Below are 26,974 nucleotides of genomic sequence, written 5' to 3'. Positions count from 1 at the left end.
AAAGGGGGAGTAGCCCATGAACATCATCCTTCTCGGCCCGCCGGGGGCCGGCAAAGGCACGCAGGCAAAGCGCCTGGAGCATGAACGCGGCATGGTGCAGCTGTCGACCGGCGACATGCTGCGCGCCGCGGTCAAGTCCGCCACGCCGATCGGCCTCAAGGCCAAGGAAGTGATGGACGCGGGCAAGCTTGTTTCCGACGAGATCGTGTCGGGCATCATCGGCGAACGGCTCGATATGCCCGACACCGAAAAGGGCGCGATCTTCGACGGCTATCCCCGCACGGCCGCGCAGGCCGCCTCGCTTGAGGAACTGCTCGCAGAGCGGTCGCGCAAGCTCGACTATGTGATCGAGCTGGTGGTCGACGAGGAAGCGCTGGTCGAACGCGTCGAGGGGCGCTTCACCTGCGCCAAGTGCGGCGAAGGCTATCACGACAAGTTCAAGCAGCCCAAGGCCGAGGGCACCTGCGATATATGCGGCAGCCACGAATTCAAGCGCCGTCCCGACGACAATGCCGAAACCGTGCGTACGCGAATGGCCGAATATCGTGCGCAGACCGCGCCGATCCTGCCTTTCTACGAAGAAAAGGGCATCGTCCGCAAAGTCGACGGCATGGCCGATATCGATGAGGTCGGGCGGCAGATCGACGCGATTCTCGACAGCTGACGTCCTGAGGCACCGCGGCGCGGCACTTGTCGCGCGGCGACGACGCGCTATCTCTTGTCCATACGGGTGGAGGGATTTGCGATGTCTGCCGGATTGCTGGCGCTGTTGCTGCTGACGATGAAATTGTGGCCGGACGTGCCGGTGGTGCAGGTGATGCACCGCTGGCTGATCGCAATGCCCCTCGAGAAACTCTCTCAGCTCAGCCGCAAGCATCTGCTCTTTGCGGTGCTGATCGGCGTCATGGCGCTCGGCGGATTCGAAGTAATCGCGGTGCTCGGCTCGGCCGATGCGCTTGCGCTGGTCGCCTGGGACATGTCGCTTTATCTCGACGCGGTGATCGCGATGTGGACCGCCTCGGCGATCGGGCGGATGCGCGGCTTTGTCTCCTATATGCGCCTGCGGCTTCTCGCCGCGATCGGCCGCAGGCCGCGCACGCCGCGCACGCGCAGCCATCGCCAAACGGTGCGTGCCGAACGGGGCGCGGCCAATGACGACGATGCCGACGGGGCGCCGGTGTTCGCATGGGCAGCATGATTCGCGGCGCGGCGGCGCTGCTGATCGCGGCGGTCGCCACTCTCTCCGTTCCGGCACGGGCGGAGGTGGTGCACAGTTCGGAGACCGCCTTCCTGATCCGGCATGAATTGATCGTGCCGGTTCCACCCGAGGCATTGTGGAATATCCTGATCCGGCCCGAGGCCTGGTGGCAGGACGCGCACACCTATTCGGGATCGGCGGCCAATCTTTCGCTTGATCCGGTGGCCGGCGGATGTTGGTGCGAGACGCTTTCTGATGGCGGCTCGATCGAGCATCTTCGGCTGATCGCATTGATGCCGCACCGGCTGCTTCGCTTCACCGGCGCCCTCGGCCCGCTTCAGGCCTATCCGGTGGCGGGGCTGATGACGTTCGATGTGACCCCGGTCGAAGGCGGTGCCGGGCTGACCATGACCTATGCGGCCAGCGGCGACGTTCCGATTCGCCTGGAGGCGATGGCACCGGCCGTCGATCGGGTACTGGGCGAACAGATTGCCGGTCTCGAACGCGCGGTCGGAACTGCCGGCGGGAGGCGCTGAACGCGCCAAACTGCGTCGTTCGGACATGGTTTCGGGTCAGAGCGGGATCGGACCAAATAAAGTGCCTTGACTTGCCGTGGATCGCTTGACAGCCTGAAACTTCACCCCTAGTTGAAGCCCCTTCCGAAACAGCGGCAGCTCCGGCGGCGCCCTTTGTGCGTGCGCCGGTTCCGTGCATTTCGGGGAAACGCTACGAGATAGGGCGCGAGCTGCCATGCGGCGCCCTGTGGAGCCGGGAGAAAGAATTACATGGCACGTATCGCGGGTGTTAATATCCCGACCAACAAGCGCGTAGTGATCGCGCTCCAGTATATCCACGGCATTGGTCAGGCCAAGGCCAAGGAAATCACCGAGAAGCTGAACATCGCGCCGGAGCGCCGCGTTCAGGATCTGACGGACCAGGAAGTTCTGCAGATCCGCGAAGCGATCGACGCCGGCTACACGGTGGAGGGTGACCTTCGCCGCGAGACCGCGATGAACATCAAGCGTCTGATGGACCTCGCCTGCTACCGCGGCCTGCGTCACCGCAAGGGCCTGCCGGTCCGCGGCCAGCGCACGCACACCAACGCGCGCACCCGCAAGGGCAAGGCGAAGCCGATCGCTGGTAAGAAGAAGTAAGCGTTTCGCATACTTTTCCGCCGGTGGCAGGCGGCTTGCCGATCGCCACCGCGCCAGCCGTAGCAAGCTTCTCGTTTCAGAGATTTCAGGTCAGGAACTGATCCAATGGCACAAGCACCGCAGCGCCTTCGCCGTCGCGAGCGCAAGAACATCACCGCCGGCGTCGCCCATGTGAACGCCAGCTTCAACAACACGATGATCACGATCACCGATGCCCAGGGCAACGCGATTTCGTGGTCGTCGGCAGGCATGATGGGCTTCAAGGGGTCGCGTAAATCGACTCCCTATGCCGCCCAGGTCGCCGCCGAAGACGCGGGCCGCAAGGCCGCCGAGCACGGCGTCCGCACGCTCGAAGTCGAAGTGAAGGGCCCGGGTTCGGGCCGCGAATCGGCGCTTCGCGCGCTGCAGGCGGTGGGCTTTCAGATCACCTCGATCCGCGATGTGACGCCGATCCCGCACAACGGCGTTCGTCCGTCGAAGCGTCGCCGCGTCTGATCTCGCTTGCATCGGCGCTCCGCCCGGACGCGGGCGGGGCCGGTGCGACATTTTATAGGCGGGGATGCCCCACTCCCGCCCAACCAGAGGGAACGCCCAGTGTCCGTCAACGCTAAGAACTGGCAAGAACTCAAGAAGCCCAACGGCCTCGAGAAGAAGCCCGGCGGTGATCCCAAGCGCAAGTCGACCTTCGTCGCCGAGCCGCTCGAACGCGGTTTCGGTCTGACGCTGGGCAATGCGCTGCGTCGCGTGCTGCTGTCGAGCCTTCAGGGCGCGGCAGTCACGTCGATCAAGATCGAGAACGTCCTGCACGAATTCTCGTCGCTCGCCGGCGTGCGGGAAGACGTCACCGACATCGTCCTCAACGTCAAGCAGATCGCGCTCAAGATGCAGGGCGAAGGCCCCAAGCGCCTTCAGCTATCCGCGACCGGCCCGGCCGAAGTGAAGGCTGGCGACATCGCGGTTTCGGGTGACATCGAAGTGATGAACCCCGATCTCGTCATCTGTCACCTCGACGATGGTGCGACGCTGAACATGGAACTGACCGCCGACACCGGTAAGGGCTATGTCCCCGCCGCGGCGAACCGTCCGGCCGATGCGCCGATCGGCCTTATTCCGGTCGATGCGCTGTACAGCCCGGTCCGTCAGGTGTCGTACAAGGTCGATCCGACCCGCGTCGGTCAGGACCTCGACTATGACAAGCTCGCGCTGACGATCGAAACCGACGGCACGGTCACGCCCGAAGACGCGCTCGCCTATGCCGCGCGCATCCTTCAGGACCAGCTCGCGCTGTTCGTTCATTTCGACGACTCGGCGATGGTGCAGCAGGCCCCGGCCGCGCAGCCCGGCATCGCCGGCGCCGCGCCGGAAGGTTCGAGCGACACCGCGCAGATCAATCGTTACCTTCTCAAGAAGGTCGACGAGCTGGAACTGTCGGTCCGTTCGGCCAACTGCCTCAAGAACGACAACATCATCTATATCGGCGACCTGGTCCAGAAGACCGAGGCCGAGATGCTGCGCACGCCGAATTTCGGCCGCAAGTCGCTCAACGAGATCAAGGAAGTCCTTTCCAGCATGGGCCTGCGCCTCGGCATGGAAATCCCGGGCTGGCCGCCCGAGAATATCGAGGAAATGGCCAAAAAGCTCGAACAGGAAATCCTGGGCTGATCGGTTCGATCGGTTTGAAACAGAAAGGGGCTCCGCAGCGATGCGGGGCCTCTTTTTGTTTTGCTTGGCGAGCATCATGAGGCAGCACTTAGAAAATGCCAGACCTTATCCGCCCTTCACAGAAGCATCATTATATTCCACGCTTTTTACTAAAGCGGTGGGTGGGTGCTGACGGCCGATTAGAGCGTTACACGCGTCCGTTCAGGAAAGTAGACCGTCGACGGGTATTTCCGTCTGAAGTAGGCTATGTCACCGACTTGTATCGTTCTGCCGGCGAGGCAGAGAGGAACAGGTACTGGCTTGAGAATCGACTCTTTCAAACTGTCGATAACTACGCGGCCATAGCGTTAGAAAAGCTCAATCGTTGGGGCTCGAAAGCTTTACTGATGAGAACATGACCAGTTGGAGCATCTTCATTCGCTCCTTAGTCCACCGTACGCCGGTTGGCTTACGCGCGTTTATGTCTTCTGGACTGGATCAGTGGGAAGAGACCGTCGATTCCGTGAAGAGTCGCTATGACGATCTCAAACGGGAGGTGGATCCCGCGTCTTTCGAAGATTTTATCGCACTGTATGACAAGGATAAAATCGACAGTGCAATTTTGCGCGCCATCCCAGGGGTTTTGACAAGCGTTAGAGTGGGAGAGGTTTTAAACAATCTCCCAATGAAGATTTTTCGAACCTCCGAAAGTGTGCCGGAGTTCCTTATTTCAGACGCCGTATTAATTATGACCAATGGAATTTTGGTTGAGGGCGGACACTATGCCATTCCGATTTCGCCTAGATGCTTGTTGGTGGCCGCCAGCCAGCAACAGACACTAGATGAGATTTCGAAATACACGGAACGTAACTTAGTCTCGAATGTGAACCGCGCTATCGTTGAGCGTGCCACATCGTTCGTCGGCTGTACCAACCGACGGCAGGAACGTTTTATCCGAAATCGATTCGGCATGCGGCTGAAACTACCTTGACGAATCGCCTGATTTCCGCTTTTACGCGCGCCTTCACCACAGCGTGAATTTGGGTTTTGGGCGGTGGCCCTGTTTCACCGCCTGGCCGGCAGTACCTGAAACGGCTGCCGGACGAACGAAGGAAGATACCATGCGTCATCGCGTTGGCGGCCGTAAGCTGCAGCGTACCTCGGCTCATCGCGCAGCCCTGTTCCGCAACATGTCGGCCGCGCTGATCAAGCACGAACAGATCACCACCACCGTCGCTAAGGCGAAGGAGCTTCGTCCGTACGTCGAGAAGCTCGTCACGCTGGCGAAGAAGGGTGGCCTTTCCAACCGCCGTCTGGCGCAGAGCCGCCTGCAGGACGATGCGCAGCTGACCAAGCTGTTCGATGTTCTTGCCGAGCGCTATGCCGACCGCAACGGCGGCTATACCCGCATCATCAAGGCCGGCATCCGCGCGTCGGACAGCTCGCCGATCGCGATCATCGAATTTGTCGACCGCGACGTCAGCGCCAAGGGCCAGGATTCGGGTCCGGTGCAGACCGAGGACGATTTCGAAGAGGCCTGATCGGGCGACACTTCGTACACTTGAGCAAGAGGCCGGAGCCCCCTAGGTTCCGGCCTCTTTCTTTTTGCCCGGAGTTGCCGATGCGCCGCGTGCTTCCGCTTGCCGCCCTTCTTTGCATCGCCGCGCCGGCGTTTGCCCAGGAGACTTCCGCACCCATGTCCTTTCCCGATGCCTATCCCGAAACCCGCCGCGTCGATGTGGTCGAGGAGCAGTTCGGGGTGCAGGTCGCCGATCCCTATCGCTGGCTCGAAAACGATGTCCGCAACGATGACGAAGTCGCCGCCTGGGTCGCCGCCGAAAATGAAGTGACTGACGCCTATCTGGAGACGCTGCCTGGCCGCGACATTTTCGAGGCGCGGATCAAGCAGCTGTTCGATTACGAGCGCTTCGGCCTGCCCAATAAGGAAGGCGGGCGCTATTTCTACACGCATAACACGGGGCTGCAGCAGCAGGCGGTGCTGTGGGTACGCGATACGGTCGAAGGGCCGGGGCGGGTGCTTCTCGATCCCAATGGCTGGTCCGATGACGGTGCGACGGCACTTGCCGAGTGGATTCCGTCGCCCGACGGCAATTATCTGCTGTACGGCATCCAGGACGGCGGGACCGACTGGCGCACCGTGCGCGTGATGAACGTAGAAACCGGCGAGACGCTGCCGGATGAAGTCAAATGGGCCAAATATGCGATCGGCGGCGACTGGGCCAAGGACGGATCGGGCTTCTTCTACGCGCGCTATCCCGAGCCGCCCGAGGATGAGACCTATCAGGCGCTGACCGAAAACCACCGCGTCTATTTCCACAAGCTCGGCACCGACCAGAGCGCGGACCGGCTCGTCTATGCCACGCCCGATCACCCGAAGCGCAGCCATTATTCGGGAGTGACCGATGATGGCCGCTGGCTGGTCATCTATACCAGCGAGGGGACCGACGACGCCAACGAGTTGACGCTGGTCGACTTGACCGATCCCGAATGGACGCCGCGCACGATCGTGCAGGGGATCGAGAATCACTGGGGCGTGATCGGTACGGTCGGCGAAACGCTGTACGTGATGACGGACACCGATGCGCCGCGTCGCCGGGTGATGACGATCGACCTGGCCGATCCGAATGCGGGGCCCGAAACCGCGACCGAAATCGTCCCCGAACAGGAAGCGACGCTCGACGGTGCTTCGCTGATCGGCGGCAAGCTGATGCTCAGCTACATGGCAGATGTGAAGACCGAGATCCGGCGCTACGAACTCGACGGTACGCCGGCCGGCACGGTCGACCTGCCCGGGATCGGCACCGCCGCGGGCTTTGGCGGCAAGCAGGAAGACGGCGAGACCTTCTACGCCTTTACCAGCTTCAACTATCCGACGACGATTTTCCGCTATGACGTGTCAAGCGGGACAAGCAGCGTCTGGGCGCGGCCCGAACTCGATTTCGATCCGACGCGCTATTCGGTCGAACAGCGCTTCTACCAGTCGAAGGACGGCACGCGCGTACCGATGTTCGTGGTGCGCCGCGCCGACGTAACCGGTCCGGCACCGACGCTGCTCTATGGCTATGGCGGGTTCAACATCTCGCTTACGCCGGGCTTTTCCTCCTCGCGGCTCGCCTGGATCGAGCAGGGCGGGGTGCTGGCGGTCGCCAATCTGCGCGGCGGCGGCGAATACGGAAAGACCTGGCACGATGCCGGGCGGCTGCACGAGAAGCAGAACGTGTTCGATGATTTCATCGCGGCGGGCGAATATCTGATTGCCGAAGGAATCACCGGGCGCGATCAGCTCGCCATCCAGGGCGGTTCGAACGGTGGATTGCTGGTCGGCGCGGTGGTCAATCAGCGGCCCGACCTGTTTGCCGCGGCGCTGCCGGCGGTGGGCGTGATGGATATGCTGCGCTTCGATCGCTGGACCGCCGGCCGCTATTGGGTCGACGATTACGGCTATCCGTCGAAGGAAGAGGATTTCCGCGTCCTCTATGCCTATTCGCCCTATCACAATGTCGAAGGCGGGCGGGACTATCCGGCGATTCTGGTGACAACCGCCGACACCGACGATCGCGTGGTGCCGGGGCACAGTTTCAAATATGCCGCGATGCTCCAGTCGGCAGATATCGGCGACAAGCCGCATCTGATCCGCATCGAAACCCGCGCTGGCCACGGTTCGGGCAAGCCGACCGACAAGATCATCGAGGAAGCGGCGGACCTGTGGGCATTCGCCGCGAAATGGACGGGACTGGAAGTCACGCCGGTCGAGTGATCGCGACCGGCGATTTCGTCCAATCGCTTTGCTGCAGATCCGCATAAGCTCGCATCAGGAAGGCACGCTGTCCTGATTCGGTTCGATGCGTGTCGCGTCTGGTATGATTTGGCGAAACGCCCGCGACGACATCCTGATTTGCGCAACGCCGTCTTCCTGCCTGTTTCATGTGGGGAGGAGACAGCATGCGTACCGTTTCGAAAGTCGTGATTTCACTGTCCTGCCTGTCGCTGGGCGGCTGTGGCATGTTGAACAAGGAATTCCGGTATCCGGGTGGCTATCCCGGCTATCTGATGGACCAGCGTCTTTTCGAGGCGAAGCATTCCAAGACGCTGGCGCTGTTCCGCCTGACGATGGTGCTGGCGATTACCGCCCGCGTCGGGGAGCCGAGCGTTCTGCCCGAGGATGCCGATGCATTCGCCGATCAGCTCGCCGAGGCGGCGAACGAAATCAACTATGCGGCGATGAACCTGGGATATGTGGGCGATGCCGATGCCGATGCCGATGCCGGTGTCGGCGGGTGCCGCATCTATCCGGTCGGTCCGGCCCCCGCTGCCACGCCGACGCCGACGGCAGCGCCGACACCGGTGGTGACCCCGACGCCCCAGGCAGTGCCTGCCGCCTCCGCGCTGTCGCCGGTTCCCGCATCCGTCCCGCAGATATACAACCCGACCGGGGTGCGATGCGCCGGCTATCTCGCCAATTTCGAAAGCGATCTGCCGCGTATCGAATCGCGGCTCATCCGCGGCATGCTGACCGCGCTGCCGACCGAGCAGGCGCGCAAGTTCCTTGAGTCACTCGGGCGGGGCAACGTGTTTTCGGCGGCGTGGAACCTGTTCAACAACATGACCGACATCACCGCCGCGCTCCATCGCGGCAGCGCGGTGTTCCGATCCGGGCTGGAAATCGTCGCATCCGATGTCGACCGATGCCACATGGATGGCACCGACGGGCGATTGTCCCCCCGGCCCAACCAGGACCAGATGACGGTATATGATGCCGCCCGATGCCTGGGCCTGTCGCACCGCGAATTGTTCGATTCGGATGACATAGAGGGAGAGGATCTGGGCAATCGGCCCGTGCCGCGTGCGGCGTTCGACGCGCTGATGCGGATCGCCCGCGCGTCCTGCGTCGCGCTTCCGCTGGCAAACCGGGTGGAGGGGGAGGACGTCATAAAGGCGTGGCAACGGCGGCGCGATGCCTGTGCGAAGATCCGGTTCGACCCCCGGCCGCGCCCGGATGTGGTCGAAATCCCCACCGGGGAAGACTTCCGTAACGCAGCCCCCGCCGCCGAAGCGAGCCCGACGCCCTCGCCGACCGCTGGAGCAAGCCCGACACCGTCGCCGAGCACCACGCCCACGGAGTGACCAAATAGTGCGGCGTGCCCCGCCTGGTTGCTTTACACGGTCCGCAGCGCTTTCTATCGCCGCGCCATGACGCAGCATCCCGACTCCATCCTGATCGTCGATTTCGGCAGCCAGGTTACGCAGCTTATCGCCCGGCGCGTTCGCGAAGCGGGCGTGTACAGCGAAATCGCGCCATTCACCTCCGCGCAGGAGGCGTTCGAGCGCATGCAGCCCAAAGGTGTGATCCTTTCGGGCAGCCCGGCATCGGTGCTCGATCAGGACAGCCCGCGCGTGCCCGATATCGTGTTTGAAAGCGGCGTGCCGGTGCTCGGCATCTGCTATGGCCAACAGACGATGATGGAGCAGCTCGGCGGATCGGTCGGGCTGGGCGAAAGCGGCGAGTTCGGCCGCGCCTATATCGAGATCGACGACAGCTGCGAGCTGTTCGACGGACTGTGGCGCGAAGGCGAAACGCATCAGGTGTGGATGAGCCACGGAGACAAGGTGACCGAGCTGGCGCGCGGTTTCCGGGTGGTGGCGACCAGCCCCGGCGCGCCCTATGCCGTCATCGCCGACGACGACCGGCGCTATTATGCGATGCAGTTCCACCCCGAAGTGGTCCACACGCCCGACGGCGCGCGGCTGCTCGCCAATTTCGTGCGGCATGTGTGCGGGCTTTCGGGTGACTGGACGATGGCCGAATTCCGCGACACCAAGATCGCCGAAATTCGCGAGCAGGTGGGCGACGGCAAGGTGATCTGCGGGCTTTCGGGCGGCGTCGACAGCGCCGTCGCGGCGGTGCTGATCCATGAGGCGATCGGCGACCAGCTGACCTGCGTCTTCGTCGATCACGGGCTGATGCGTGCGGGCGAGGCCGAGCAGGTCGTCGGCCTGTTCCGCAACAGCTACAATATTCCGCTCGTCCATGTGGATGCCGAGACGCTGTTCCTCAACGGGCTTTCGGGCGTCACCGACCCCGAGAAGAAGCGCAAGTTCATCGGCAAGACCTTCATCGACGTGTTCGAGGCGGAGGCGAAGAAGATCGGCGGCGCCGATTTCCTCGCCCAGGGCACGCTCTATCCCGATGTCATCGAAAGCATTTCGTTCACCGGCGGGCCGAGCGTGACGATCAAGAGCCACCACAATGTCGGCGGCCTGCCCGAGCGGATGAACATGAAGCTGGTCGAGCCGCTGCGCGAGCTGTTCAAGGACGAAGTGCGCGCGCTGGGCAAGGAACTGGGGCTGCCCGAGGCGTTTGTCGGGCGGCATCCCTTCCCGGGGCCGGGGCTCGCGATCCGCATTCCGGGCGAAGTCACCAAGGAACGCTGCGACATATTGCGCAAGGCCGACGCCATCTATCTCGAGGAAATCCGCAACGCCGGGCTTTACGATGCGATCTGGCAGGCATTCGCGGTGCTGCTGCCGGTGCGCACGGTGGGCGTGATGGGGGACGGGCGGACCTATGACAGCGTTCTGGCGCTGCGCGCGGTGACTTCGACCGACGGGATGACGGCAGTCGCGTTCCAGTTTCCGGGCGAGTTTCTGGCGCGCGTGGCGACGCGGATTGTAAACGAGGTCCGCGGAATCAATCGCGTGACCTATGACTATACGTCGAAGCCGCCGGGGACGATCGAGTGGGAGTGAACCGGAAGTAGCGGGCATCCGGGGGATGCCCGCCCGGTTCACCCGGCGCCGCAAGGCGCCGCACGCGGAAACACGAAGGGGGGACGAATGCGCAAACTGGTGATCCCGGCAATCGCGCTGGCGCTGGCGGGCTGCAACGGGCTTGGCGACGGTAACGTCTCGACCGTAGTCGAACGCGATAACGCGCTTGTGCCCAGCGCGGGCGAGATCAACGAAACCGCACCCGCTGACAACGGCAGTGCCGAGGCGGCCGAGGTGACGCTGCAGATCGCGCCTGACGGTATCGGCTATGCCCTTCCTGGCGGTCGGATCAGGAACCTGACCTTCGGTACCGGCAGGGACGCCGTGGCGCGCGTGGTGGAATCGGCGCTCGGCGAGCCGCTCGACGCCGGCCTCAACTCCGAATGCGGTGCGGGGCCGCTCTACATCGCCAATTATGAGGGCGGGTTCACCGTGCTCTATCAGGACGACAGGTTCGCCGGCTGGACGCTGGGCGGCGACGACAGCACGCTGACGACCGCCAGCGGCGTCGGCATCGGCACCACGCGCGCCGAGCTGGAGGACGTGATGACGATCGAAATGTATCCCGAAAGCACGCTCGGCACCGAATTCAATGTCCCCGACGTGAACATGGCTGGCCTGCTGAGCAGCGGCAATGCCGATGCGTTCGTCACCGATCTGTGGGCGGGCACGACCTGCATGTTCCGCTAGATGTCACGAGCGTTCCGGTCGTTCTGAATATGACCAGTTCGCAGACTGCCTTTGTCGTTGAACCGCTTGAGGAGAGCGGCGGTCATTGTGAATGCTGCGGTGAGGCCAGCCGAACGGCGTGGGGAATGGTTCACTACAAAAGCAACGATCGCGACCTATTGGATGCATTGGACCGTCGGGCATCTTGATGATCCGGGCGCCAATCTCGATCTTGCACTTGGAAGCTGGGGGGAAGGCTCGACGTCCGGGGACCGGGTGGCGGTATCCTTGCTCTATCGCCAACCCGAAGAATCTCCGCCTGCGGTCATGGTCATCGATGCGACGGACCGAACCGTTGCGAAAAGCGATCTAGTGAGCGCGGCGCTGCGGCGGCGGGATGTTGTCGGTACGCCCTTGGCACGGCAAGTCTTCGACATCGTCGATGCAATACTCTTGCAAGACCCCCGGTTCTTCTGACTATCTGTACGGCAGCAGATTGGAGACGATGATCCGAGTTATGACGATAGCGTTTTACGGCATTCCCAACTGCGAGCAAGTCCGTATGAATGTGCGCAGAAAATAGAGATTCTTGTTGCTCGGTATTCCTGTGGGCTTGCGCTGGGGTCTTCGTTCGGTGAGTCTTTAAATATGACATCGAGCCGCGACAAAGCCAATCATCAGAGAGCAGCTCTCGCGTTGAGTTTCGAGCCAGACGATGATGGCTATCTTTATTATCATTGGCGTTGGTCGCGCGGTATTCCTGTGACGGCAGAAGAACGAGAAGCCTATCTCGCGATACCTGTGCTCGGTTCACGCCGTGCTTGGAGAAAATCCATCTCTGGTCGACCTACAGCGCCCCATCGTGCCTTCCGACCCGTACAACAGAAGTTGCTCGCCAGAATGCCGATCAGCATGATCGTAGTGGCTCTGCTCGTTGGTATAGCCCTCGCAGGCTCCGGGTTGGTGGAGCTGCAAACTCTATCCGGCCTTGCGCGCGCTATGATAGGTCTAATGGCCATCGTATTCGCCACGCAGATCATCCTTGCGAAATATAAGCAAGCGCGTGGTCGCTAGGGCGTTGTAAGCGACCAAAAAGGCGCTGAGCCCGCTTTGGGTTTTACGGAATGCCTAAATGGTGGACACCCGTCTCGCAGGGTTATGGGTTCTCCATGAAATCATTTAAATTCAATGTAATGGATGCCTGAAATGATTAAGATGTATGCGATACCAAACTGCGACACGGTGAAGAAGACGCGTACCTGGCTCGACGAGCATGGCGTCGCCTATGAATTTCACGACTTCAAGAAAGAGGGAGTCGATCCCGCGCGGCTGATGCACTGGATCGAACAGGTCGGATGGGAAACGCTGCTCAACAAGCGCGGCACCACCTTTCGCAAGCTGCCCGACTCGGACAAGCAGGATCTCGACGCCGACAAGGCGGCGGCGCTGATGATCGCCCAGCCGTCAATGATCAAGCGCCCGGTGGTCGAGCATCCGGGCGGGATATTGGTTGGCTTCGCGGCGGAGCGTTACGCAGCGGCGTTCTGCTGAGTCATTTTTTCGCAGCGCGGCATTTCGATGGAAGCTGATATGCGTTAGCTTTCCTTTCCGGGCCGGTAAGGGTCGCCGGCCGGGGGAGACCGATATGGCAACATATATCCGCCAGCGTCCTCCGCGCTGGTTTTCAACGATCGCATATGTCGCGACGCTCTGGGGCGCGCTCGGCTGCCTGTTGTTCCTGCTCTACAGCGAGGTGCCCGTCAGTACGGTGCTCGCCGAAACCATGTTCTTCGATGGCGTGCCCGGCTGGTACACGGCGGTCTATGCCGCCGCGGTGGCGAGCACGCTGATGGGCGGAGTCGCGCTGATCACCCGATCGGTGCTTGCCAGGGCGCTGTTCCTTGCCTCGCTGGGATTGCTGGCGGTGCAGTTCGGCTATGCGTTGATCGATGCCCACATGCTCGCGGCGCAAGGCTGGAGCGCGATGCTGCTGCCGACCTTTCTGGTCGTGGTGGCGGGGGTCGAGCTGTGGTTCGCAGAATATGCGCGAAAGCACGGCTGGATCCGCTGACGCTGTAACGGGACGCCGCAGTTCAAAATGAGGTGTGATACCCATACCAGGCGTCGCCCCTGCGCAGGCAGGGGCCCATGTCTGCAGCGTTGCGCCCCATCCTCTGACACAGCCGGCAAACTTGGCGTGTCGGCCGATCATGCAAAAGCTGCAGCGTTAGTCCCCTGCCTAGGGGCGACGGAAGGGTAGGGCGTAACCGCTACCCCTCCCACTGAAACACCTCCTCCAGCGGTTTTTCGAACACCTGCGCGATGCGGAACGCCGCTTCGAGCGTGGGCGAATATTTCCCCGATTCGATCGCCGCGACTGTCTGGCGGGTAAGGCCGATCTTCTCGCCCAGTTCGGCCTGGGTCATTTCCCCCGCCATGAAGCGCAGCGTGCGGATCTGATTGGTGATGGGCGGCGTCTTAGCCATGCCAGCCTCTCCGATAATCGGCGACGACGACGGCGCAGCGCGTGATTTCGGCCAGCACCAGACCGAACAGGCCGGTATTGGCGATGTGCCAGCTGTCGGTCACGCTGAGTGGCATCAGGACGCCGACGACGATCAGCGCGAGCATCATCACGCCATAGGCGACGGCCAGGCCGTGCTGGGCGATTGCGCGGTCGCGTTCGTCGGGTCTGGCGCGCGCTTCGCCGGGGGAGCGGGTGGCGAAAACCGCCCGCCCGCCGAATTCGATCGCGACACGAACGACCGTGGCGATAGCGAACCAGATCACGAAGCTAAGCGGATTTTCTGGAGGTTGTCCCTGCGTCATTGCGACGACGGTGAAATAGCCGCCATAGCCGAGCACCATACCCGCCAGCGCGAGCCAGGCTTCCTTCTCGCGAAAGGGCATATCGAAGCTGCGTTCCATCATCATGCGCTCCTGCGATAGCGGACGATCTGCCAGATGTCCGAGGTGAGGCTGGACAGGACCAGACCAGCCAGCATCAGATTGCCGATCACGATCGCGATGCTCATTGCCGGATCGCCGGTGAGGAGATGCGGCGCGACATGCACCAGCGCGGGCGTACCCAGCATTGTCGCCGCGACGATCACCGACAGCACGAAATAGGCCGGGCGATAGGCGCTCAGCGCATATTCGCGCTCGCGGATGTCGGCGGGCATGTTCGCTTCGCGCGGGCTGGCGATGGCGAGCACGACGCTGGCGACGATTTCGACCACGACGATCAGCACCACCGAACGCAGAAACCCGCCGAAACTGGCCGCGACCTCGATTCGGCCCGCCGACAGATTCGTCACAAGGTCGAGGAAATAGGATCCCCAGATCAGCAGAACCGCGATCACGGAGACCCAGAGCACTTTCTCCCTGAAGGTCATTTTTAACTCCATGTCATCTTTGATATCCTCAATGTTAAATAAAGCGAACATTGAGTCAAGCAGATTCGACTCATGTGCGCGCTACGGCTGGTGGGAGGCGCGGCGAGCCGCTATCGGGCGGGCCATGTCCACCTACACGCTCGATACGGCGACCAGCCGAGCCAACCCGACGCCCGCTCCGATGAAGCGGCTCACCGTGCCCGCGATCCGCAATCGCAAGGGCAAGGACCCGATCGTGATGCTGACCGCCTACACGACGCGGATGGCGCAGCTGCTCGATCCGCATTGCGATGTGCTGCTGGTCGGCGACAGCCTGGGGCAGGTGATTTACGGCCTGCCGACGACGCTGCCGGTGACGCTTGACATGATGATCGCGCACGGCGCCGCCGTGGTGCGTGGCAGCTATCATGCGGTCGTGATCGTCGACATGCCGTTCGGCGCTTATGAAGCGAGCCCGGAAAAGGCATTCGAGGCGGCGGCGCGGATCATGGCGGAGACCGGCGCGGCGGGCGTGAAGCTGGAAGGCGGGACAGCGATGGCGCCGACCGTCGAATTTCTGGTTTCGCGCGGGATTCCCGTTTTCGGTCACATCGGGCTGACGCCGCAATCGGTGAATGCGCTGGGCGGCTATGCCGCGCGCGGGCGCAGCAACGAAGAGCATTCACGGATCATCGACGATGCCAGGGCGCTCGCCGATGCGGGGGCCGCCGCGATCGTCGCGGAAGGGGTGGTCGAAACGCTGGCACAGGAAGTGACGGCGGCGGCATCCTGTCCGGTGATCGGGATCGGCGCGTCGAATCAGTGCGACGGCCAGGTTCTGGTGACCGAGGACATGCTCGGCCTGTTCGAGCGGACGCCGCGATTCGTCAAACGCTATGACGATCTTGCCGGCCGTATTTCCGCCGCTGTTGGCACCTATGCCGACGAAGTGCGCTCGCGGGCCTTTCCCGGGTCCGATCAGGTCTATGCGCCGCGCGACTGAGCGACTATCGAGCCGCTTTCCCCTGCGGGTCGCCGCCGCTAAGGTCCGCGTCCGCATGCCGACTATGGAGTAATTCTTGGCGCTTCCCCCCGAAGAGAATCAGACCTTCGTCCGTGAGGTTGATGAGGAGCTTCGCCGTGCCGAACTGCTGCGCATCTGGCGCAGCTACGGCCTGTGGATCGTCGTCGCGGTCATTGCGATTCTGGTTGCGATCGCGGTGTGGCTGTATCTGGGCCACCGTTCGAACAGCACGGCCGATGCGCGCGGCGAACGCTATGACCAGGTCGTCCAGCATCTCAATCAGGGCAATTATGCCAAAGCCACGCCTGAACTGGCGGAGATCGCGAAACAGGGCGATGGCTATGCCGCGCTGGCGCGTCTGGAACAGGCCGCTATCCTGTTGCAGAACAACGATCATGCCGGCGCCGCCGCCAAATTCGCGCAGATCGCTGCGGATCCTTCGGTTCCCGAACCCTATCGCCAGCTTGCGACGATCCGGCGCACCTATGCCGAATTCGACTGGATGAAGCCGAGCGAAGTGATCGACCGGCTCAAGTCGCTGGCGGTACCGGAAAGCGCCTGGTTCGGATCGGCGGGGGAACTGGTCGCGCTCGCCTATCTCAAACAGGGGCGGACCAGCGAGGCGGGGCAGCTTCTGAACAAGATCGCCCAGACCGAATCCGTTCCCGAGAGCATCCGCCAGCGGGTGCAGCAGCTGGCGGGCCGGTACGGTGTGCAGCCGGCGGCCGAAACCGCTGCCGATTCGGAATCGGCAGCCACCGGCGAAACGACGAACACTCAGTCTGAGGGGAATGCGTCCCAATGAGCAACCTGAAGCGCCTGGCCTTCGTACTCGCCGCCGGGGCTGCACTGGGCGGCTGCGGTATTTTCAACGGCAGCAAGAACGCCACTCCCACTGTCGGTCAGCGCGTGCCGATTCTGGTTGCGGAAAACAGTATCGCCGCGGACCCGGATCTGGCCGGCATCGACGTGCTGCTGCCTCCGGCAGCCGCCAACGCCGCCTGGGCCCAGCCGGGCGGCAATGCGTCCAAGTCGATGGGGCACCTGGCGCTCGCCACCGCGCCGTCTCGGCTCTGGCACACCGGCATCGCCGGGGGCGGAAAGCGTGCCCGGCTGGCCTCCGCGCCGATCGTGGCCGACGGCAAGCTCTACGTCGTCGATATCGATGGCCGGGTAAACGCGTTCGACGCCGAAAACGGTGCCGAACTCTGGACCAGGCCGACTTCGGAAAATCGCGAGAACAGCAATGCCCTGTTCGGCGGTGGCGTCGCGTATGAATCGGGCAAGCTCTATGCGACGAACGGGCTGGGCGATGTCGTCGCGCTCGATGCCGCGTCGGGCGACCAGCTCTGGAAGGTGCGCCCGGGCGGCCCGCTGCGCGGCGCGCCGACGATCGCCTATGGTCACGTCTATGTCGTGACTCAGGACAATCAGTTCTTCACGTTGAACCAGAATGACGGGTCGGTCGTGTGGACATCGGCCGGGGCCGTGGAAACCCAGGGTGTGTTCGGGGTGGCAGCACCGGCGGCCGCGCAAAGCACCGTGGTCGCGGGCTTCTCGTCGGGCGAACTCAATGCCTATCGCTACGAGAATGGTCGCCAGCTCTGGACCGACGTGCTGTCCCGCACGAGCATGTCGACTTCGGTCTCCTCGCTGTCGGATATCGATGCCGATCCGGTGATCGACCAGGGCCGCGTCTATGCCGTCGGGCAGGGGGGGCGTATGGTCGCGCTCGATCTGGCTTCGGGCCGGCGGCTGTGGGAAGAGAATTTCGCGAGCATCTCGACCCCTTGGGTGGTCGGCGAATGGGTGTTCGTCGTTACCGAACAGGCCAAGCTGATCTGCATCCAGCGCGGCACCGGCCGCATCCGCTGGATCTCGCAACTGCGTCGCTGGCGTGACGAGGAGGATCAGAAGGGGATGATCAACTGGGTCGGTCCCGTGCTTGCGGGTGGCAAGCTGTGGCTTGCCAACAGTCGCGGGCAAGTGATCGCCGCTTCGCCGAGCGATGGCAGCTTCCAGCCCGTCGCTGAAGTCGACGGAGATGTTTCGCTGCCGCTCGTCGTCGCGAACAACACGCTCTATATACTCGATGATTCAGGAAAGCTGACGGCCTTCCGTTGATGCCCGATGGGCCGGAGCGCGTGTCGCTTCGGCAACCGGACATTGCCGATGGTCGCGCAGCCAGGGGAAAACCGTACCGTGCCGCTTCCGACCGTCGCCATTATCGGCCGCCCCAATGTGGGCAAATCGACGCTGTTCAACCGGCTGGTCGGCAAGCGGCTTGCGCTGGTCGACGATCGCCCCGGCGTGACGCGCGACCGCCGCGAAGGCGAAGCGCATCTGCTCGGGCTCGAATTCCGCATCATCGATACCGCCGGTTTCGAGGATGAGGACCCGCAGAGCCTGCCCGGCCGGATGCGCACGCAGACCGAGGCGGCGGTTCGCGAGGCCGATGTGGCGCTGTTCATCGTCGACGCGCGCGCCGGCGTGACGCCGCTCGACGAGGAAATCGCCCGCTGGCTGCGCAGCGCCGACGCGCCGGTGGTGCTTGCCGCCAACAAGGCCGAGGGCAGGGCGGGCGAAGCCGGAGCGATCGAAGCGATGGCACTTGGCTTCGGCGATCCCGTGCTGATTTCGGCCGAGCATGGCGAAGGCGTCGCCGACCTGTTCGAGGCGCTTCTGCCCTGGATCGACGAGAAGGAAGACGCCGAGGATGGCGAGGACCCCGACGCGCCTGATGCGCCGCTCAAGCTTGCGATCGTCGGTCGCCCCAATGCGGGCAAATCGACGCTGATCAACAAGATCCTCGGGCAGGAACGGCTGATCACCGGCCCGGAGGCGGGGATCACGCGCGATTCGATCGCGATCGACTGGGAATGGACACCTCCTGATGGCGGCGATGCGCGCCGGGTGCGGCTGATCGACACCGCCGGCATGCGCAAGCGCGCGCGGGTGCAGGACAAGCTTGAAAAGCTGTCGGTCGCGGATGCGCAGCGCGCGGTGGATTTCGCCGAGGTCGTCATCCTGCTGCTCGATGCGACCAAGGGGCTGGAAGTGCAGGACCTGAAGATCGCCGACGCCGCGCTGCAGGAAGGGCGCGCACTGATCGTGGTGATGAACAAATGGGACGTCGCCGAGGACGCCAGCAAGCTGTTCAACGGGGTCAAGGCTGCGCTCGACGAGGGACTGGCGCAGGTGCGCGGCGTGCCGCTGCTCACTGTCTCCGCAGTGACCGGCAAGGGGATCGACACCGTCATCAAGGTGGCGTTCGAAACGCGCGATGCCTGGTCGCGCCGCGTGTCGACCGGGCAGCTCAATCGCTGGTTCGAACGCGCGATCGAGGCCAATCCCCCGCCCGCACCCGGCGGCAAGCGGATCAAGCCGCGTTATGTGACGCAGGCCAAGACGCGGCCGCCCAGCTTCATCCTGTTCGGCACGCGAGTCGATCTGCTGCCCGAAAGCTATCGTCGCTATCTGATCAACGGCATTCGCAAGGAATTTGGTTTCGGCGCGGTGCCGGTGCGGCTGACGATGCGCGCGGCGCGCAATCCGTTCGATCGCGACAAGAGCTGATCGCTTTCGGCCGATATCTTCATACCGGAGGGAAATAACCCGATATTTACCCGGTGCCCGGCATGGTGAGAGCGTAAGTGGGCGTAACCGGGATTATCGTACATGTCGATCGACGCAGCCGCGCTGGTGAACATGACCGAATTCGCGCGTGCGCGCGTTCAGCTGGGCGCGAATTTCGCGCGTATTCTCGGCTACTTCCGGGAAGATGGCGAGAAATCGGTCGCGCAGATCGAAGCCGCGATGCGGGCGCAGAACGCCGCGGCGCTGGTGATTCCGGCGCACACGCTGAAAGGCGAATCATCCCAGTTCGGTGCCGCGCCGCTCGCTGCGCTTGCCGAACGGATCGAGATGATCGGGCGCAGTTGCGTCGAACGGCATGATACGCCCAGCGATGCGCTGGAACATGTCGTCCAGCTGCGTCCCATGTTCGAAGCCACGCTCGAATTGCTCGAGCGCGAAAGCAATCCGCTAGTGGCGCGGCGCCCGACATTCGGCAAGCGATCGATCGGCTGAGGCCCGCGCCGCGCCGACAGTCGGCGCGGCGGGATACTCCGGCAATGCCGGATCAGCCCTCGTCGTCTTCCGACTTGCTGTTAAGCTGGACGTAGTTTTCCAGGCCCATCCGCGCGATCATGTCGAACTGGCGTTCGAGCGTGTCGACATGCTCTTCTTCGCTTTCGAGGATGGCGGTGAAGATTTCGCGGCTGCCGAAATCGCGCACTTCCTCGCAATGCTGGATCGCGTCGCGCAGCACTTCGATCGCTTCCATTTCGAGCGCGAGATCGGCCTTGAGGATCTCCTCCACATTTTCGCCGATGCGCAGCCGACCGAGCAGCTGGAAATTGGGCAGGCCATCGAGAAACAGGATGCGTTCCGACAGCGTGTCGGCATGTTTCATCTCGTCGATCGATTCGTGCCGCTCGAAATGGGCGAGCTTCTTGACGCCCCAATTGTCGAGCATCCGATAGTGCAGCCAATATTGGTTTACGGCGGTCAGCTCGTTCTTCAGCACCTCGTTGAGATACTCGATGACCTTGGTGTCGCCTTTCATGCCATGTCCCTGATTGTCTGCGTCAAAGCGCGAATTCTACGCGCCCGACCAAGGGATGGCTAGCAAAAAATGGCGGAAAACTGCGGTTTTTCTAGATGCGAATGCTATGCAGCCGCGCTTTCCTGCGCGATGATTTCGCGGGCGAAGGGGACGCATTGGCCGCATTTCGCCTGACGTCCGAGCGTGCGATAGGCCTGGCAGGCGCTCCTGGCACCGCTGCGGGCGGCCTCGCGCACTTCCTGCTCCCTTATTGCATTGCAAACGCAAACTACCATCGCACCCTCTTATGCTATTCTCAGCAAAGTAGAGATAGTGCGACCGATTCGCAATAGTTATTGCGTGTGCCTCGCAATAATACCTAGGCAACGTGCTGCGCCGCGCGGTCAGGCGTCGGCGATCGCGCCCCCCGCCAGCGGTTGCGGGCGACCGCGCGACAGGCTGCGCCACAGCCATTCGAGCGGCCCGTAGCGGAAGCGTTCGAGCCAGGGCTTGGACCAGAGCAGCATCAGCGCCCAGACGACCAGCACCACGGCGTAAATCTCGAACCGCGAGAGATAGCCGAAAAAGCCGAATCCATAGCCGTAGAAAAATGTCGCGCAGAGGATCGAGGTGAGCAGATAGTTGCTGAACGCCATCCGCCCCGCGGCGGCAATGCGCGCGGTGAGCGCGCCGCCTTCGCGCATCAGCAGGATGATCAGACAGGCCCAGCCGAGGATCATCAGCGGGCGGAAGATCACCGGCATCGTCATCACGGCCGAGGCCACCGCCAGCATGTCGAAATCGGACTGCACCATATAGACGGCGCCTGCGATATAGGCAGGAAGCGAAATGCCGAACCCGATCAGCAGCCAGCGGACATAGCGCCCGCGCGACCATGCGCCAGTGAGCATCCCGCTGCGATAGCCGGCCATGCCGAACAGCATATAGGCCAGCGTTTCGGGGCCGACGAAGAAGATCATGTTGATCGGCGCCAGCCCGTGCCTGGCGATTCGATCAGCCACGATCGCGGCATAGTCGCCGCGATGTACGGCAAGACTGGCGTCGATGATCCCGGCCGGGGGCACCCCGACGGTCTTCTGCATCGCCAACATTCCCTTGGCGGTCTGTGCGGCATCCCCGGCATGGCCGTTCTGCAGCGCCCAGATCCACATCGGCATCGAAGCCATCAGCAGGAATTCGAGCACCAGCAGCAGCACGCCGATCAGGATGAGCTTGCCCACCGATCGGTTGCGGAAGAACCACAGGATCATCCCCATGATCGCATAATGGGCAAGAATGTCGCCCCACCAGATCAGGAAGAGGTGCGCCAGCCCGAACAGCAACAGCCAGAACATGCGCGCATAATGCACGCCCGCGGCGCTGACGCCCCGGGACTGCGCCCGCTCGATCACCAGCAATGTCGAGGCGCCGAACAGGAAGGAGAAGAGCCCGCGCATCTTGCCGTCGAACAGGACGTAGTTGACCAGATAGGTCGCCAGGTCCGCCCCGGTGGCGCCGCCAAAGGCCGTTGGATTGATATAGGCGGCCATCGGCATCGAAAAGGCGACGATGTTCATCAGGAGGATGCCCATCACCGCGACGCCGCGTACGGTGTCGAGCGTCAGATAGCGCGTTTGCGCCGGTGCGGTTGTCGCCACGGAAACGTCCCCCCAATTCCTGTGTTGCCCCGCTGATACACTATCACGCGCGATGGCACCAGCGCCGCCGGGATGCGGGATATCAGATCCAGCTGCTGATCTGGTCGAGCGACTTTTTGCGGAGTGCATGTGCCGGGATCGTCGCGTCGGCGGCGGCATGGCCGACCACGATGATCATCATCGGCCTTTCCTGCTCGGGCCGCTGGCAGACGCGGTTGAGAAAGCGCATCGGGTTGGGCGTGTGGATCAGAGTCGCCAGCCCGGCGCAATGCAGTGTCGCGAGGAGCATCCCGCAGGCCAGCCCGACGCTTTCGGACACATAGTAATTCTGCAGGTCGTCGTCCGCCTCCACGCCGCCGCGCCGCTGCGCGAACGGCACGATCAGCCAGGGCGCGATTTCCAGAAAGGGCTTTTCGGCGTCGGTTCCCAGCGGTCGCAACGCCTTCAACCAGGCACTGCCCGCGCGGCCGCTGTAGAACTGGCGCTCTTCCTCCTCGGCGGCGACTCGGATCGCGGCCTTTGCCTCGGGCGATTCGATAGCGGCGAAATGCCAGGGCTGGTGATTGGCGCCGCTCGGCGCGGTGCCGGCGGCGAGGATCGCCTGTTCGATCACCGCACGCGGCACCGCCTGGTCGCTGAAGGCGCGACAGCTGCGGCGCGTGCGCAACGTTTCGTAGCAACCGCGCGCGCGTTCCAGCCGCTCGGCATCGCTCAGTTCGGGATAGGGCTGCCAGGGCAGCCTTGCGTCCTGTTGCATCATCATTGTTTCCCGAGGAGCAGGTGGAGGCTCAGCTTTCAGCGTGGCGCACCAGTAGCTTGAGCCCGGACCAGTTGTCGTCGATGTCGATCAAGTTTCCATCGATCAGTCCCATCGGCAACGCCGCCCCGCGAACCGCATCCTCGGTGATATCGGTCCCGATATCACCGCGCCGGGGCCAGACGGCCCAGATGAAGCCCTTGGGCTGGAGCAGCGGACGCAGGGCATGCAGCTTGCGTTCGAGCTGCGCGCGCTCGGTGACGAACAGGATCGCGGCCTGCATCCCGTCCGACGGGCTCGATTGTTCCTCGACGCCCATATCCTCCGGCGCGATCGCATCGCGGACATGATCGGGCATGTGGCAGAACCAGCTGCGCATGCCTCGCGTCAGGCCCAGCTTGCTGGCGAGCGGCATATTGACACCGGCTGTCGTCATCATCGGTTCCCCCAGGGCGGCGCGCGCCGTGCCGGCCCGCGCCGATATCCTATCAGATACCGCGATGGTGCGCGCATAGTTGATTTCGGGCAAGCCGTGGCGACGTCGATGCGTCGCCGGCACGCCACGCTTCAGGCCGTGATTTCGTCCTGCATCAGCTTGGGGAAGAAGCCTTCATGCGCGCTGCGCAAATCCTCGAGCCGGACCACCCAGTCGCCTTCTTCCAGTTCGAAGATCATGCGGTTCTTGATCGTGCGGCCGAGCAGGTCGACAGGCACGTCGGCCAGATCCGCCGCCGCCATGAAGTCCGCCAGCGCGCCGTCGTTCACCGTGACGATATAGAGGCCCTGATCCTCGCCGAAGAAGGAGCCGGCAATGCCGAAGGGCTGGGGTTCGTTGACATGCACGCCGATGCCCGAGGCAAGCGCCATTTCGGCGAGCGCGACGGCGACGCCGCCGTCGGACACGTCGTGACAGGCCGTGACCTGTTCCTTGTCCATCGCCGCGCGGATGAAGTCGCCGGTGCGCTTTTCGGCCTTGAGGTCGACGGGCGGGGGCGGGCCCGCGTCGCGGCCTTCGCGCTTGTGAATCTCGCGCAGCCAGAGCGACTGGCCGAGATGGCCCATCCGCTCGCCGACGACCAGCACCGCGTCGCCAAAACCCTTGAACCCGATCGTCACCGATTTCGACCAGTCGGCAAGCAGGCCGACTCCGCCAATCGCGGGAGTGGGAAGAATCGCCGAACCGCCGCCGGTCGCCTTCGATTCGTTGTAGAGGCTGACATTGCCCGACACGATCGGGAAATCGAGCGCGAGGCAGGCTTCGCCCATGCCCTCCAGGCAGCCGACGAACTGGCCCATGATCTCGGGCCGCTGCGGGTTGGCGAAGTTGAGGCAATTGGTGACGGCTAGCGGCCTGGCGCCCACCGCGGTCAGATTGCGCCATGCCTCGGCGATCGCCTGTTTGCCGCCCTCGACCGGATCGGCGAAGCAATAGCGCGGCGTGCAATCGGTGGTGATCGCCAGCCCCTTTTGCGTGCCGTGGACGCGGACGACCGCGGCGTCGCCGCCGGGGCGCTGCACCGTGTCTGCGCCGACCATGTGGTCATATTGTTCCCAGATCCAGCGGCGGCTGGCGAGATCGGGCGAACCGAGCAGGTTCACCAGATCCATGACGATGTGCAGGCTCTCGGGCGGGTTCTCGATCTCCGCCGGCGGCTCGGTGGGCACCGAGGGGCGATCGTAGAGCGGCGCATCGTCGGCCAGGGGGCCGAGCGGGATATCGGCGACGGTCTCGCCCTGCCACTTCAGCACCATGCGTTCGTTGTCGGTGACGGTGCCGATGACGGCAAAATCCAGCTCCCATTTGCGGAAGATCGCCTCGGCCTCGGCCTCGCGGCCGGGCTTCAAGACCATCAGCATCCGCTCCTGCGATTCGCTCAGCATCATTTCATAGGGCGTCATGCCGGTTTCGCGCTGGGGAACGTCGTCCATCACCAGTTCGATGCCGACGCCGCCCTTCGACGCCATTTCGACCGAAGACGAAGTGAGGCCCGCCGCGCCCATATCCTGAATGGCGACGATCGCATCCGACGCCATCAGTTCGAGGCACGCCTCGATCAGCAGTTTTTCGGTGAAGGGATCGCCGACCTGCACGGTCGGGCGCTTTTCTTCGCTGTCCTCGCCGAAATCGGCCGAGGCCATCGTCGCGCCGTGAATGCCGTCGCGTCCGGTTTTCGATCCGACATAGACCACCGGGTTGCCGATGCCCGCTGCCGCCGAATAGAAGATCTTGTCGGTCTTGGCGACGCCGACGGTCATCGCATTGACCAGGATGTTGCCGTCATAGGCGGGATGGAAATTTGTCTCGCCGCCGACGGTCGGCACGCCGACGCAATTGCCGTAGCCGCCGATGCCGTGAACCACGCCGGAGATGAGGTGGCGCATCTTGGGGTGATCGGGACGCCCGAAACGCAGCGCGTTCATGTTCGCGATCGGTCGCGCGCCCATCGTGAAGACGTCGCGCAAAATGCCGCCCACGCCCGTCGCCGCGCCTTGATAGGGTTCGATATAGCTCGGGTGGTTGTGGCTCTCCATCTTGAAGATCGCTGCGTCGCCGTCGCCGATATCGATCACGCCGGCATTCTCACCCGGGCCGCAAATCACCCAGGGCGCCTCGGTCGGCAGTTTCTTGAGATGAATGCGGCTCGACTTGTAGCTGCAATGCTCGGACCACATTACCGAGAAGATGCCGAGCTCGGTCAGGTTGGGCGCGCGGCCAAGCGCGGCGAGCACGCGCTCATATTCCTCGGGCGAAAGGCCGTGTTCGGCCACGATCTCGGGCGTGATGTCGGTCATGGCCTGCGCCTTAGCGACGCTGCGGCGAGGGCGCTAGAGCCCGATGCGCGTTCGGAAACCCAATTCGCCGTTAAGCAGTGCTGTGCTACCGGATTGCGATGACCCAGCCTCCGCTAGCTCCGCAATTGCTTCGTCCGGGGAAGGGCACGCAGGATGCGGCGCGCCCCCGGGCCCTGCCCGCCAATTGGCAATGCGATCTTTCCGATGACAGCCTCATCTGGTCCGCCGGCGTGTTCGACTTGTTCGGCATCGCCCCCGAAACACATGTCGACCGGCGCGAGATCGCCGAAATGTATGTCGGCGATTCGCGTGGCATGATGGAAGAATTGCGTGCGAAGGCGATCGCCGAACGGCGGGCCTTCACGATGGAAGCATGGATACGGCGTCGCGACGGCGAATTGCGCTGGATGCGGCTTTCGGCAGATATTCTCTGTGCCGGGGGCAGGGTTACTCACCTCTATGGCACGAAGCAGGATATCACCGACGAATGGCCTGTTTCGTAACGGTATTTCGGCGGCATAGGCGGCTTGATCCCGGCGCGCGAACGTGAAACCCTTCGGGGCGTCGGGGGAGAAACGAGATGGCCAAGCTTTTCTATGTCGGGGCGCCGCCGCTTTCCGCGTTGCTCGAAACAGATGCGCTCGCGGCATTACGGAATGCAGGCCGGGCCGAAGATCATGCCGCCGGCGATCTGCTCTACAGGCGCGGCGAATCCGATTGTTCGATGGTGTTCATCGATAGCGGTGAAATCGAGCTCGGCAATTTCGATACCGCGGGGAAGTTCCAGCCGACAGCGCGGTTCGGTGCCGGTTATTGTTTCGGTGAAAGCGCGATGCTGTCGGGACTGGCCCGGACATTTTCGGCGCGCGCGGTGACTGCGTCGAGCGTCGTCTCTTGCGACGCGGAATGCTATCGCGTGGTTGTTGCCGAGCACCCGGCGATCGCCGCAGCCGTGACACATGTCATGGCGCAGCGGCTGCAACTGCTGCTCGAATTCGTCGACGATCTGCGCACCCAGCCGTTCAATGTGCAGCTTGCCAAGGCATTGCTCAACGTGTCGGGCAATCACGAATTCGAAGCGGCGGTCGCGGCCGGTACGGAGGAACTGGCGGTCATGCTGGGCGCCTCACCGGTAGCGGTGACGCAGGCGTTGGGGCGGCTCGAGCGCGAGCGGCTGGTGCTGCGGACGCCCGACGGCGTGCGGGTGCATGATCGGGGCCTGCTTACCCAATGGATTCAGCGACGCACGGCGCGCGCGCCGGTGATGGCGGCCGATGCCGGGCCTGCCGAGATGCCGCGCGCGCAGTAGCG

The 26,974-nt window shown here is 63.3% G+C and carries 33 protein-coding genes; 24 read left to right on the top strand and 9 right to left on the bottom strand.

What is annotated here, in order from left to right:
* The first annotated feature begins 16 nt into the window (after positions 1-16).
* The 17 genes from G5C33_RS16695 to G5C33_RS16615 all read left to right on the top strand — a co-directional run bounded on the left by G5C33_RS16695 (position 17) and on the right by G5C33_RS16615 (position 13,522).
* Positions 17-664, top strand: a complete 648-nt coding sequence (locus G5C33_RS16695) for an adenylate kinase (RefSeq protein ID WP_165328176.1) — start codon at positions 17-19, stop codon at positions 662-664.
* An 81-nt stretch (positions 665-745) separates the two neighbouring features.
* Entirely contained in the window at positions 746-1,198 is a 453-nt protein-coding gene (locus G5C33_RS16690; protein WP_165328175.1) for a hypothetical protein, read from the top strand.
* Complete coding sequence (locus tag G5C33_RS16685; RefSeq protein WP_165328174.1) at positions 1,186-1,734, top strand: SRPBCC family protein; 549 nt, start codon at positions 1,186-1,188, stop codon at positions 1,732-1,734. Before G5C33_RS16690 ends, G5C33_RS16685 begins: the two co-directional genes overlap by 13 nt.
* A 249-nt stretch (positions 1,735-1,983) precedes the next feature.
* Positions 1,984-2,352 (top strand): 30S ribosomal protein S13, encoded by a 369-nt coding sequence (gene rpsM, locus G5C33_RS16680; protein WP_165328173.1) that lies wholly within the window; start codon positions 1,984-1,986, stop codon positions 2,350-2,352.
* A 105-nt stretch (positions 2,353-2,457) separates the two neighbouring features.
* Positions 2,458-2,847, top strand: coding sequence for a 30S ribosomal protein S11 (rpsK, locus tag G5C33_RS16675; RefSeq protein ID WP_066476841.1), 390 nt, complete (start codon positions 2,458-2,460; stop codon positions 2,845-2,847).
* A 99-nt stretch (positions 2,848-2,946) separates the two neighbouring features.
* The gene (locus G5C33_RS16670) at positions 2,947-4,014 is read left to right on the top strand and encodes a DNA-directed RNA polymerase subunit alpha (RefSeq protein WP_165328172.1); all 1,068 of its coding nucleotides are present in this window, start codon (positions 2,947-2,949) and stop codon (positions 4,012-4,014) included.
* Between the two features lie 95 nt (positions 4,015-4,109).
* Entirely contained in the window at positions 4,110-4,412 is a 303-nt protein-coding gene (locus G5C33_RS19550; protein ID WP_165328171.1) for a DUF4238 domain-containing protein, read from the top strand.
* Positions 4,379-4,984: a DUF4238 domain-containing protein gene (locus G5C33_RS16660; RefSeq protein ID WP_266095910.1), complete on the top strand. Its 606-nt coding sequence runs from the start codon at positions 4,379-4,381 to the stop codon at positions 4,982-4,984. The genes G5C33_RS19550 and G5C33_RS16660 overlap by 34 nt, the downstream gene beginning before the upstream one ends.
* Positions 4,985-5,114: 130 nt before the next feature.
* Positions 5,115-5,534, top strand: coding sequence for a 50S ribosomal protein L17 (rplQ, locus tag G5C33_RS16655; protein WP_165328169.1), 420 nt, complete (start codon positions 5,115-5,117; stop codon positions 5,532-5,534).
* An 80-nt stretch (positions 5,535-5,614) separates the two neighbouring features.
* Positions 5,615-7,771, top strand: coding sequence for a prolyl oligopeptidase family serine peptidase (locus G5C33_RS16650; protein ID WP_165328168.1), 2,157 nt, complete (start codon positions 5,615-5,617; stop codon positions 7,769-7,771).
* A gap of 185 nt (positions 7,772-7,956) precedes the next feature.
* On the top strand, positions 7,957-9,138 hold the full coding sequence (locus tag G5C33_RS16645; protein ID WP_165328167.1) for a hypothetical protein: 1,182 nt from the start codon (positions 7,957-7,959) through the stop codon (positions 9,136-9,138).
* Between the two features lie 66 nt (positions 9,139-9,204).
* On the top strand, positions 9,205-10,761 hold the full coding sequence (guaA, locus tag G5C33_RS16640; RefSeq protein ID WP_165328166.1) for a glutamine-hydrolyzing GMP synthase: 1,557 nt from the start codon (positions 9,205-9,207) through the stop codon (positions 10,759-10,761).
* An 87-nt stretch (positions 10,762-10,848) separates the two neighbouring features.
* A complete protein-coding gene (locus G5C33_RS16635) occupies positions 10,849-11,472 on the top strand; it encodes a hypothetical protein (RefSeq protein ID WP_165328165.1) in 624 nt (207 codons plus the stop codon).
* A 162-nt stretch (positions 11,473-11,634) separates the two neighbouring features.
* Positions 11,635-11,928 carry a hypothetical protein gene (locus tag G5C33_RS16630; protein ID WP_165328164.1) on the top strand — a complete coding sequence of 98 codons (294 nt, stop codon included), beginning with the start codon at positions 11,635-11,637 and terminating at the stop codon, positions 11,926-11,928.
* 171 nt (positions 11,929-12,099) lie between these two features.
* Positions 12,100-12,525, top strand: a complete 426-nt coding sequence (locus G5C33_RS16625) for a hypothetical protein (RefSeq protein WP_165328163.1) — start codon at positions 12,100-12,102, stop codon at positions 12,523-12,525.
* A 132-nt stretch (positions 12,526-12,657) separates the two neighbouring features.
* Entirely contained in the window at positions 12,658-13,002 is a 345-nt protein-coding gene (locus tag G5C33_RS16620) for an ArsC family reductase (protein WP_165328162.1), read from the top strand.
* A 94-nt stretch (positions 13,003-13,096) separates the two neighbouring features.
* Positions 13,097-13,522 (top strand): hypothetical protein, encoded by a 426-nt coding sequence (locus G5C33_RS16615; protein ID WP_165328161.1) that lies wholly within the window; start codon positions 13,097-13,099, stop codon positions 13,520-13,522.
* A 199-nt stretch (positions 13,523-13,721) separates the two neighbouring features.
* Here G5C33_RS16615 and G5C33_RS16610 read toward each other — a convergent pair whose 3' ends face one another.
* From G5C33_RS16610 to G5C33_RS16600, 3 genes are read right to left on the bottom strand one after another with little or no spacing between them, the layout of a single operon-like run.
* Complete coding sequence (locus G5C33_RS16610; protein WP_165328160.1) at positions 13,722-13,937, bottom strand: helix-turn-helix transcriptional regulator; 216 nt, start codon at positions 13,935-13,937, stop codon at positions 13,722-13,724.
* On the bottom strand, positions 13,930-14,385 hold the full coding sequence (locus G5C33_RS16605; RefSeq protein ID WP_165328159.1) for a hypothetical protein: 456 nt from the start codon (positions 14,383-14,385) through the stop codon (positions 13,930-13,932). The genes G5C33_RS16610 and G5C33_RS16605 overlap by 8 nt, the downstream gene beginning before the upstream one ends.
* Positions 14,382-14,846 (bottom strand): hypothetical protein, encoded by a 465-nt coding sequence (locus G5C33_RS16600; protein ID WP_165328158.1) that lies wholly within the window; start codon positions 14,844-14,846, stop codon positions 14,382-14,384. The genes G5C33_RS16605 and G5C33_RS16600 overlap by 4 nt, the downstream gene beginning before the upstream one ends.
* A gap of 124 nt (positions 14,847-14,970) precedes the next feature.
* On the opposite strand from G5C33_RS16600, the gene panB reads away from it, so the two are divergent.
* The 5 genes from panB to G5C33_RS16575 all read left to right on the top strand — a co-directional run bounded on the left by panB (position 14,971) and on the right by G5C33_RS16575 (position 19,938).
* Positions 14,971-15,828 (top strand): 3-methyl-2-oxobutanoate hydroxymethyltransferase, encoded by an 858-nt coding sequence (gene panB / locus G5C33_RS16595; RefSeq protein WP_165328157.1) that lies wholly within the window; start codon positions 14,971-14,973, stop codon positions 15,826-15,828.
* A gap of 76 nt (positions 15,829-15,904) precedes the next feature.
* Positions 15,905-16,654 (top strand): tetratricopeptide repeat protein, encoded by a 750-nt coding sequence (locus G5C33_RS16590; RefSeq protein ID WP_165328156.1) that lies wholly within the window; start codon positions 15,905-15,907, stop codon positions 16,652-16,654.
* Positions 16,651-17,973: a PQQ-like beta-propeller repeat protein gene (locus G5C33_RS16585; RefSeq protein ID WP_165328155.1), complete on the top strand. Its 1,323-nt coding sequence runs from the start codon at positions 16,651-16,653 to the stop codon at positions 17,971-17,973. The genes G5C33_RS16590 and G5C33_RS16585 overlap by 4 nt, the downstream gene beginning before the upstream one ends.
* A gap of 78 nt (positions 17,974-18,051) precedes the next feature.
* Complete coding sequence (gene der / locus G5C33_RS16580; RefSeq protein WP_228275107.1) at positions 18,052-19,425, top strand: ribosome biogenesis GTPase Der; 1,374 nt, start codon at positions 18,052-18,054, stop codon at positions 19,423-19,425.
* Between the two features lie 102 nt (positions 19,426-19,527).
* Positions 19,528-19,938 (top strand): Hpt domain-containing protein, encoded by a 411-nt coding sequence (locus tag G5C33_RS16575; protein ID WP_165328154.1) that lies wholly within the window; start codon positions 19,528-19,530, stop codon positions 19,936-19,938.
* 52 nt (positions 19,939-19,990) lie between these two features.
* On the opposite strand, the gene bfr is transcribed toward G5C33_RS16575, so the two are convergent.
* The 6 genes from bfr to purL all read right to left on the bottom strand — a co-directional run bounded on the left by bfr (position 19,991) and on the right by purL (position 25,663).
* Positions 19,991-20,476 carry a bacterioferritin gene (gene bfr, locus G5C33_RS16570; protein WP_165328153.1) on the bottom strand — a complete coding sequence of 162 codons (486 nt, stop codon included), beginning with the start codon at positions 20,474-20,476 and terminating at the stop codon, positions 19,991-19,993.
* Between the two features lie 104 nt (positions 20,477-20,580).
* A complete protein-coding gene (locus tag G5C33_RS16565) occupies positions 20,581-20,751 on the bottom strand; it encodes a (2Fe-2S)-binding protein (protein ID WP_165328152.1) in 171 nt (56 codons plus the stop codon).
* Positions 20,752-20,859: 108 nt separating this feature from the next.
* Complete coding sequence (locus tag G5C33_RS16560; RefSeq protein WP_228275106.1) at positions 20,860-22,113, bottom strand: DUF418 domain-containing protein; 1,254 nt, start codon at positions 22,111-22,113, stop codon at positions 20,860-20,862.
* 82 nt (positions 22,114-22,195) lie between these two features.
* Complete coding sequence (locus G5C33_RS16555; protein WP_165328910.1) at positions 22,196-22,870, bottom strand: nitroreductase family protein; 675 nt, start codon at positions 22,868-22,870, stop codon at positions 22,196-22,198.
* A 31-nt stretch (positions 22,871-22,901) separates the two neighbouring features.
* Positions 22,902-23,309 carry a hypothetical protein gene (locus G5C33_RS16550; RefSeq protein ID WP_206518583.1) on the bottom strand — a complete coding sequence of 136 codons (408 nt, stop codon included), beginning with the start codon at positions 23,307-23,309 and terminating at the stop codon, positions 22,902-22,904.
* Positions 23,310-23,437: 128 nt separating this feature from the next.
* The gene (gene purL, locus G5C33_RS16545) at positions 23,438-25,663 is read right to left on the bottom strand and encodes a phosphoribosylformylglycinamidine synthase subunit PurL (protein ID WP_165328150.1); all 2,226 of its coding nucleotides are present in this window, start codon (positions 25,661-25,663) and stop codon (positions 23,438-23,440) included.
* Positions 25,664-25,788: 125 nt separating this feature from the next.
* On the opposite strand from purL, the gene G5C33_RS16540 reads away from it, so the two are divergent.
* Together G5C33_RS16540 and G5C33_RS16535 are read left to right on the top strand one after the other, a co-directional pair.
* Positions 25,789-26,166 carry a PAS domain-containing protein gene (locus tag G5C33_RS16540; RefSeq protein WP_228275105.1) on the top strand — a complete coding sequence of 126 codons (378 nt, stop codon included), beginning with the start codon at positions 25,789-25,791 and terminating at the stop codon, positions 26,164-26,166.
* Positions 26,167-26,243: 77 nt separating this feature from the next.
* Entirely contained in the window at positions 26,244-26,972 is a 729-nt protein-coding gene (locus G5C33_RS16535) for a Crp/Fnr family transcriptional regulator (protein ID WP_165328148.1), read from the top strand.
* Positions 26,973-26,974: the final 2 nt, after the last annotated feature.

This window comes from Sphingosinithalassobacter tenebrarum (assembly GCF_011057975.1).
GTDB classification, from domain to species: Bacteria; Pseudomonadota; Alphaproteobacteria; order Sphingomonadales; family Sphingomonadaceae; genus Sphingomonas; species Sphingomonas tenebrarum.
The sequence above is the reverse complement of the archived record's forward strand: the minus strand, read 5'-3'. Positions and strand labels throughout refer to the sequence as shown.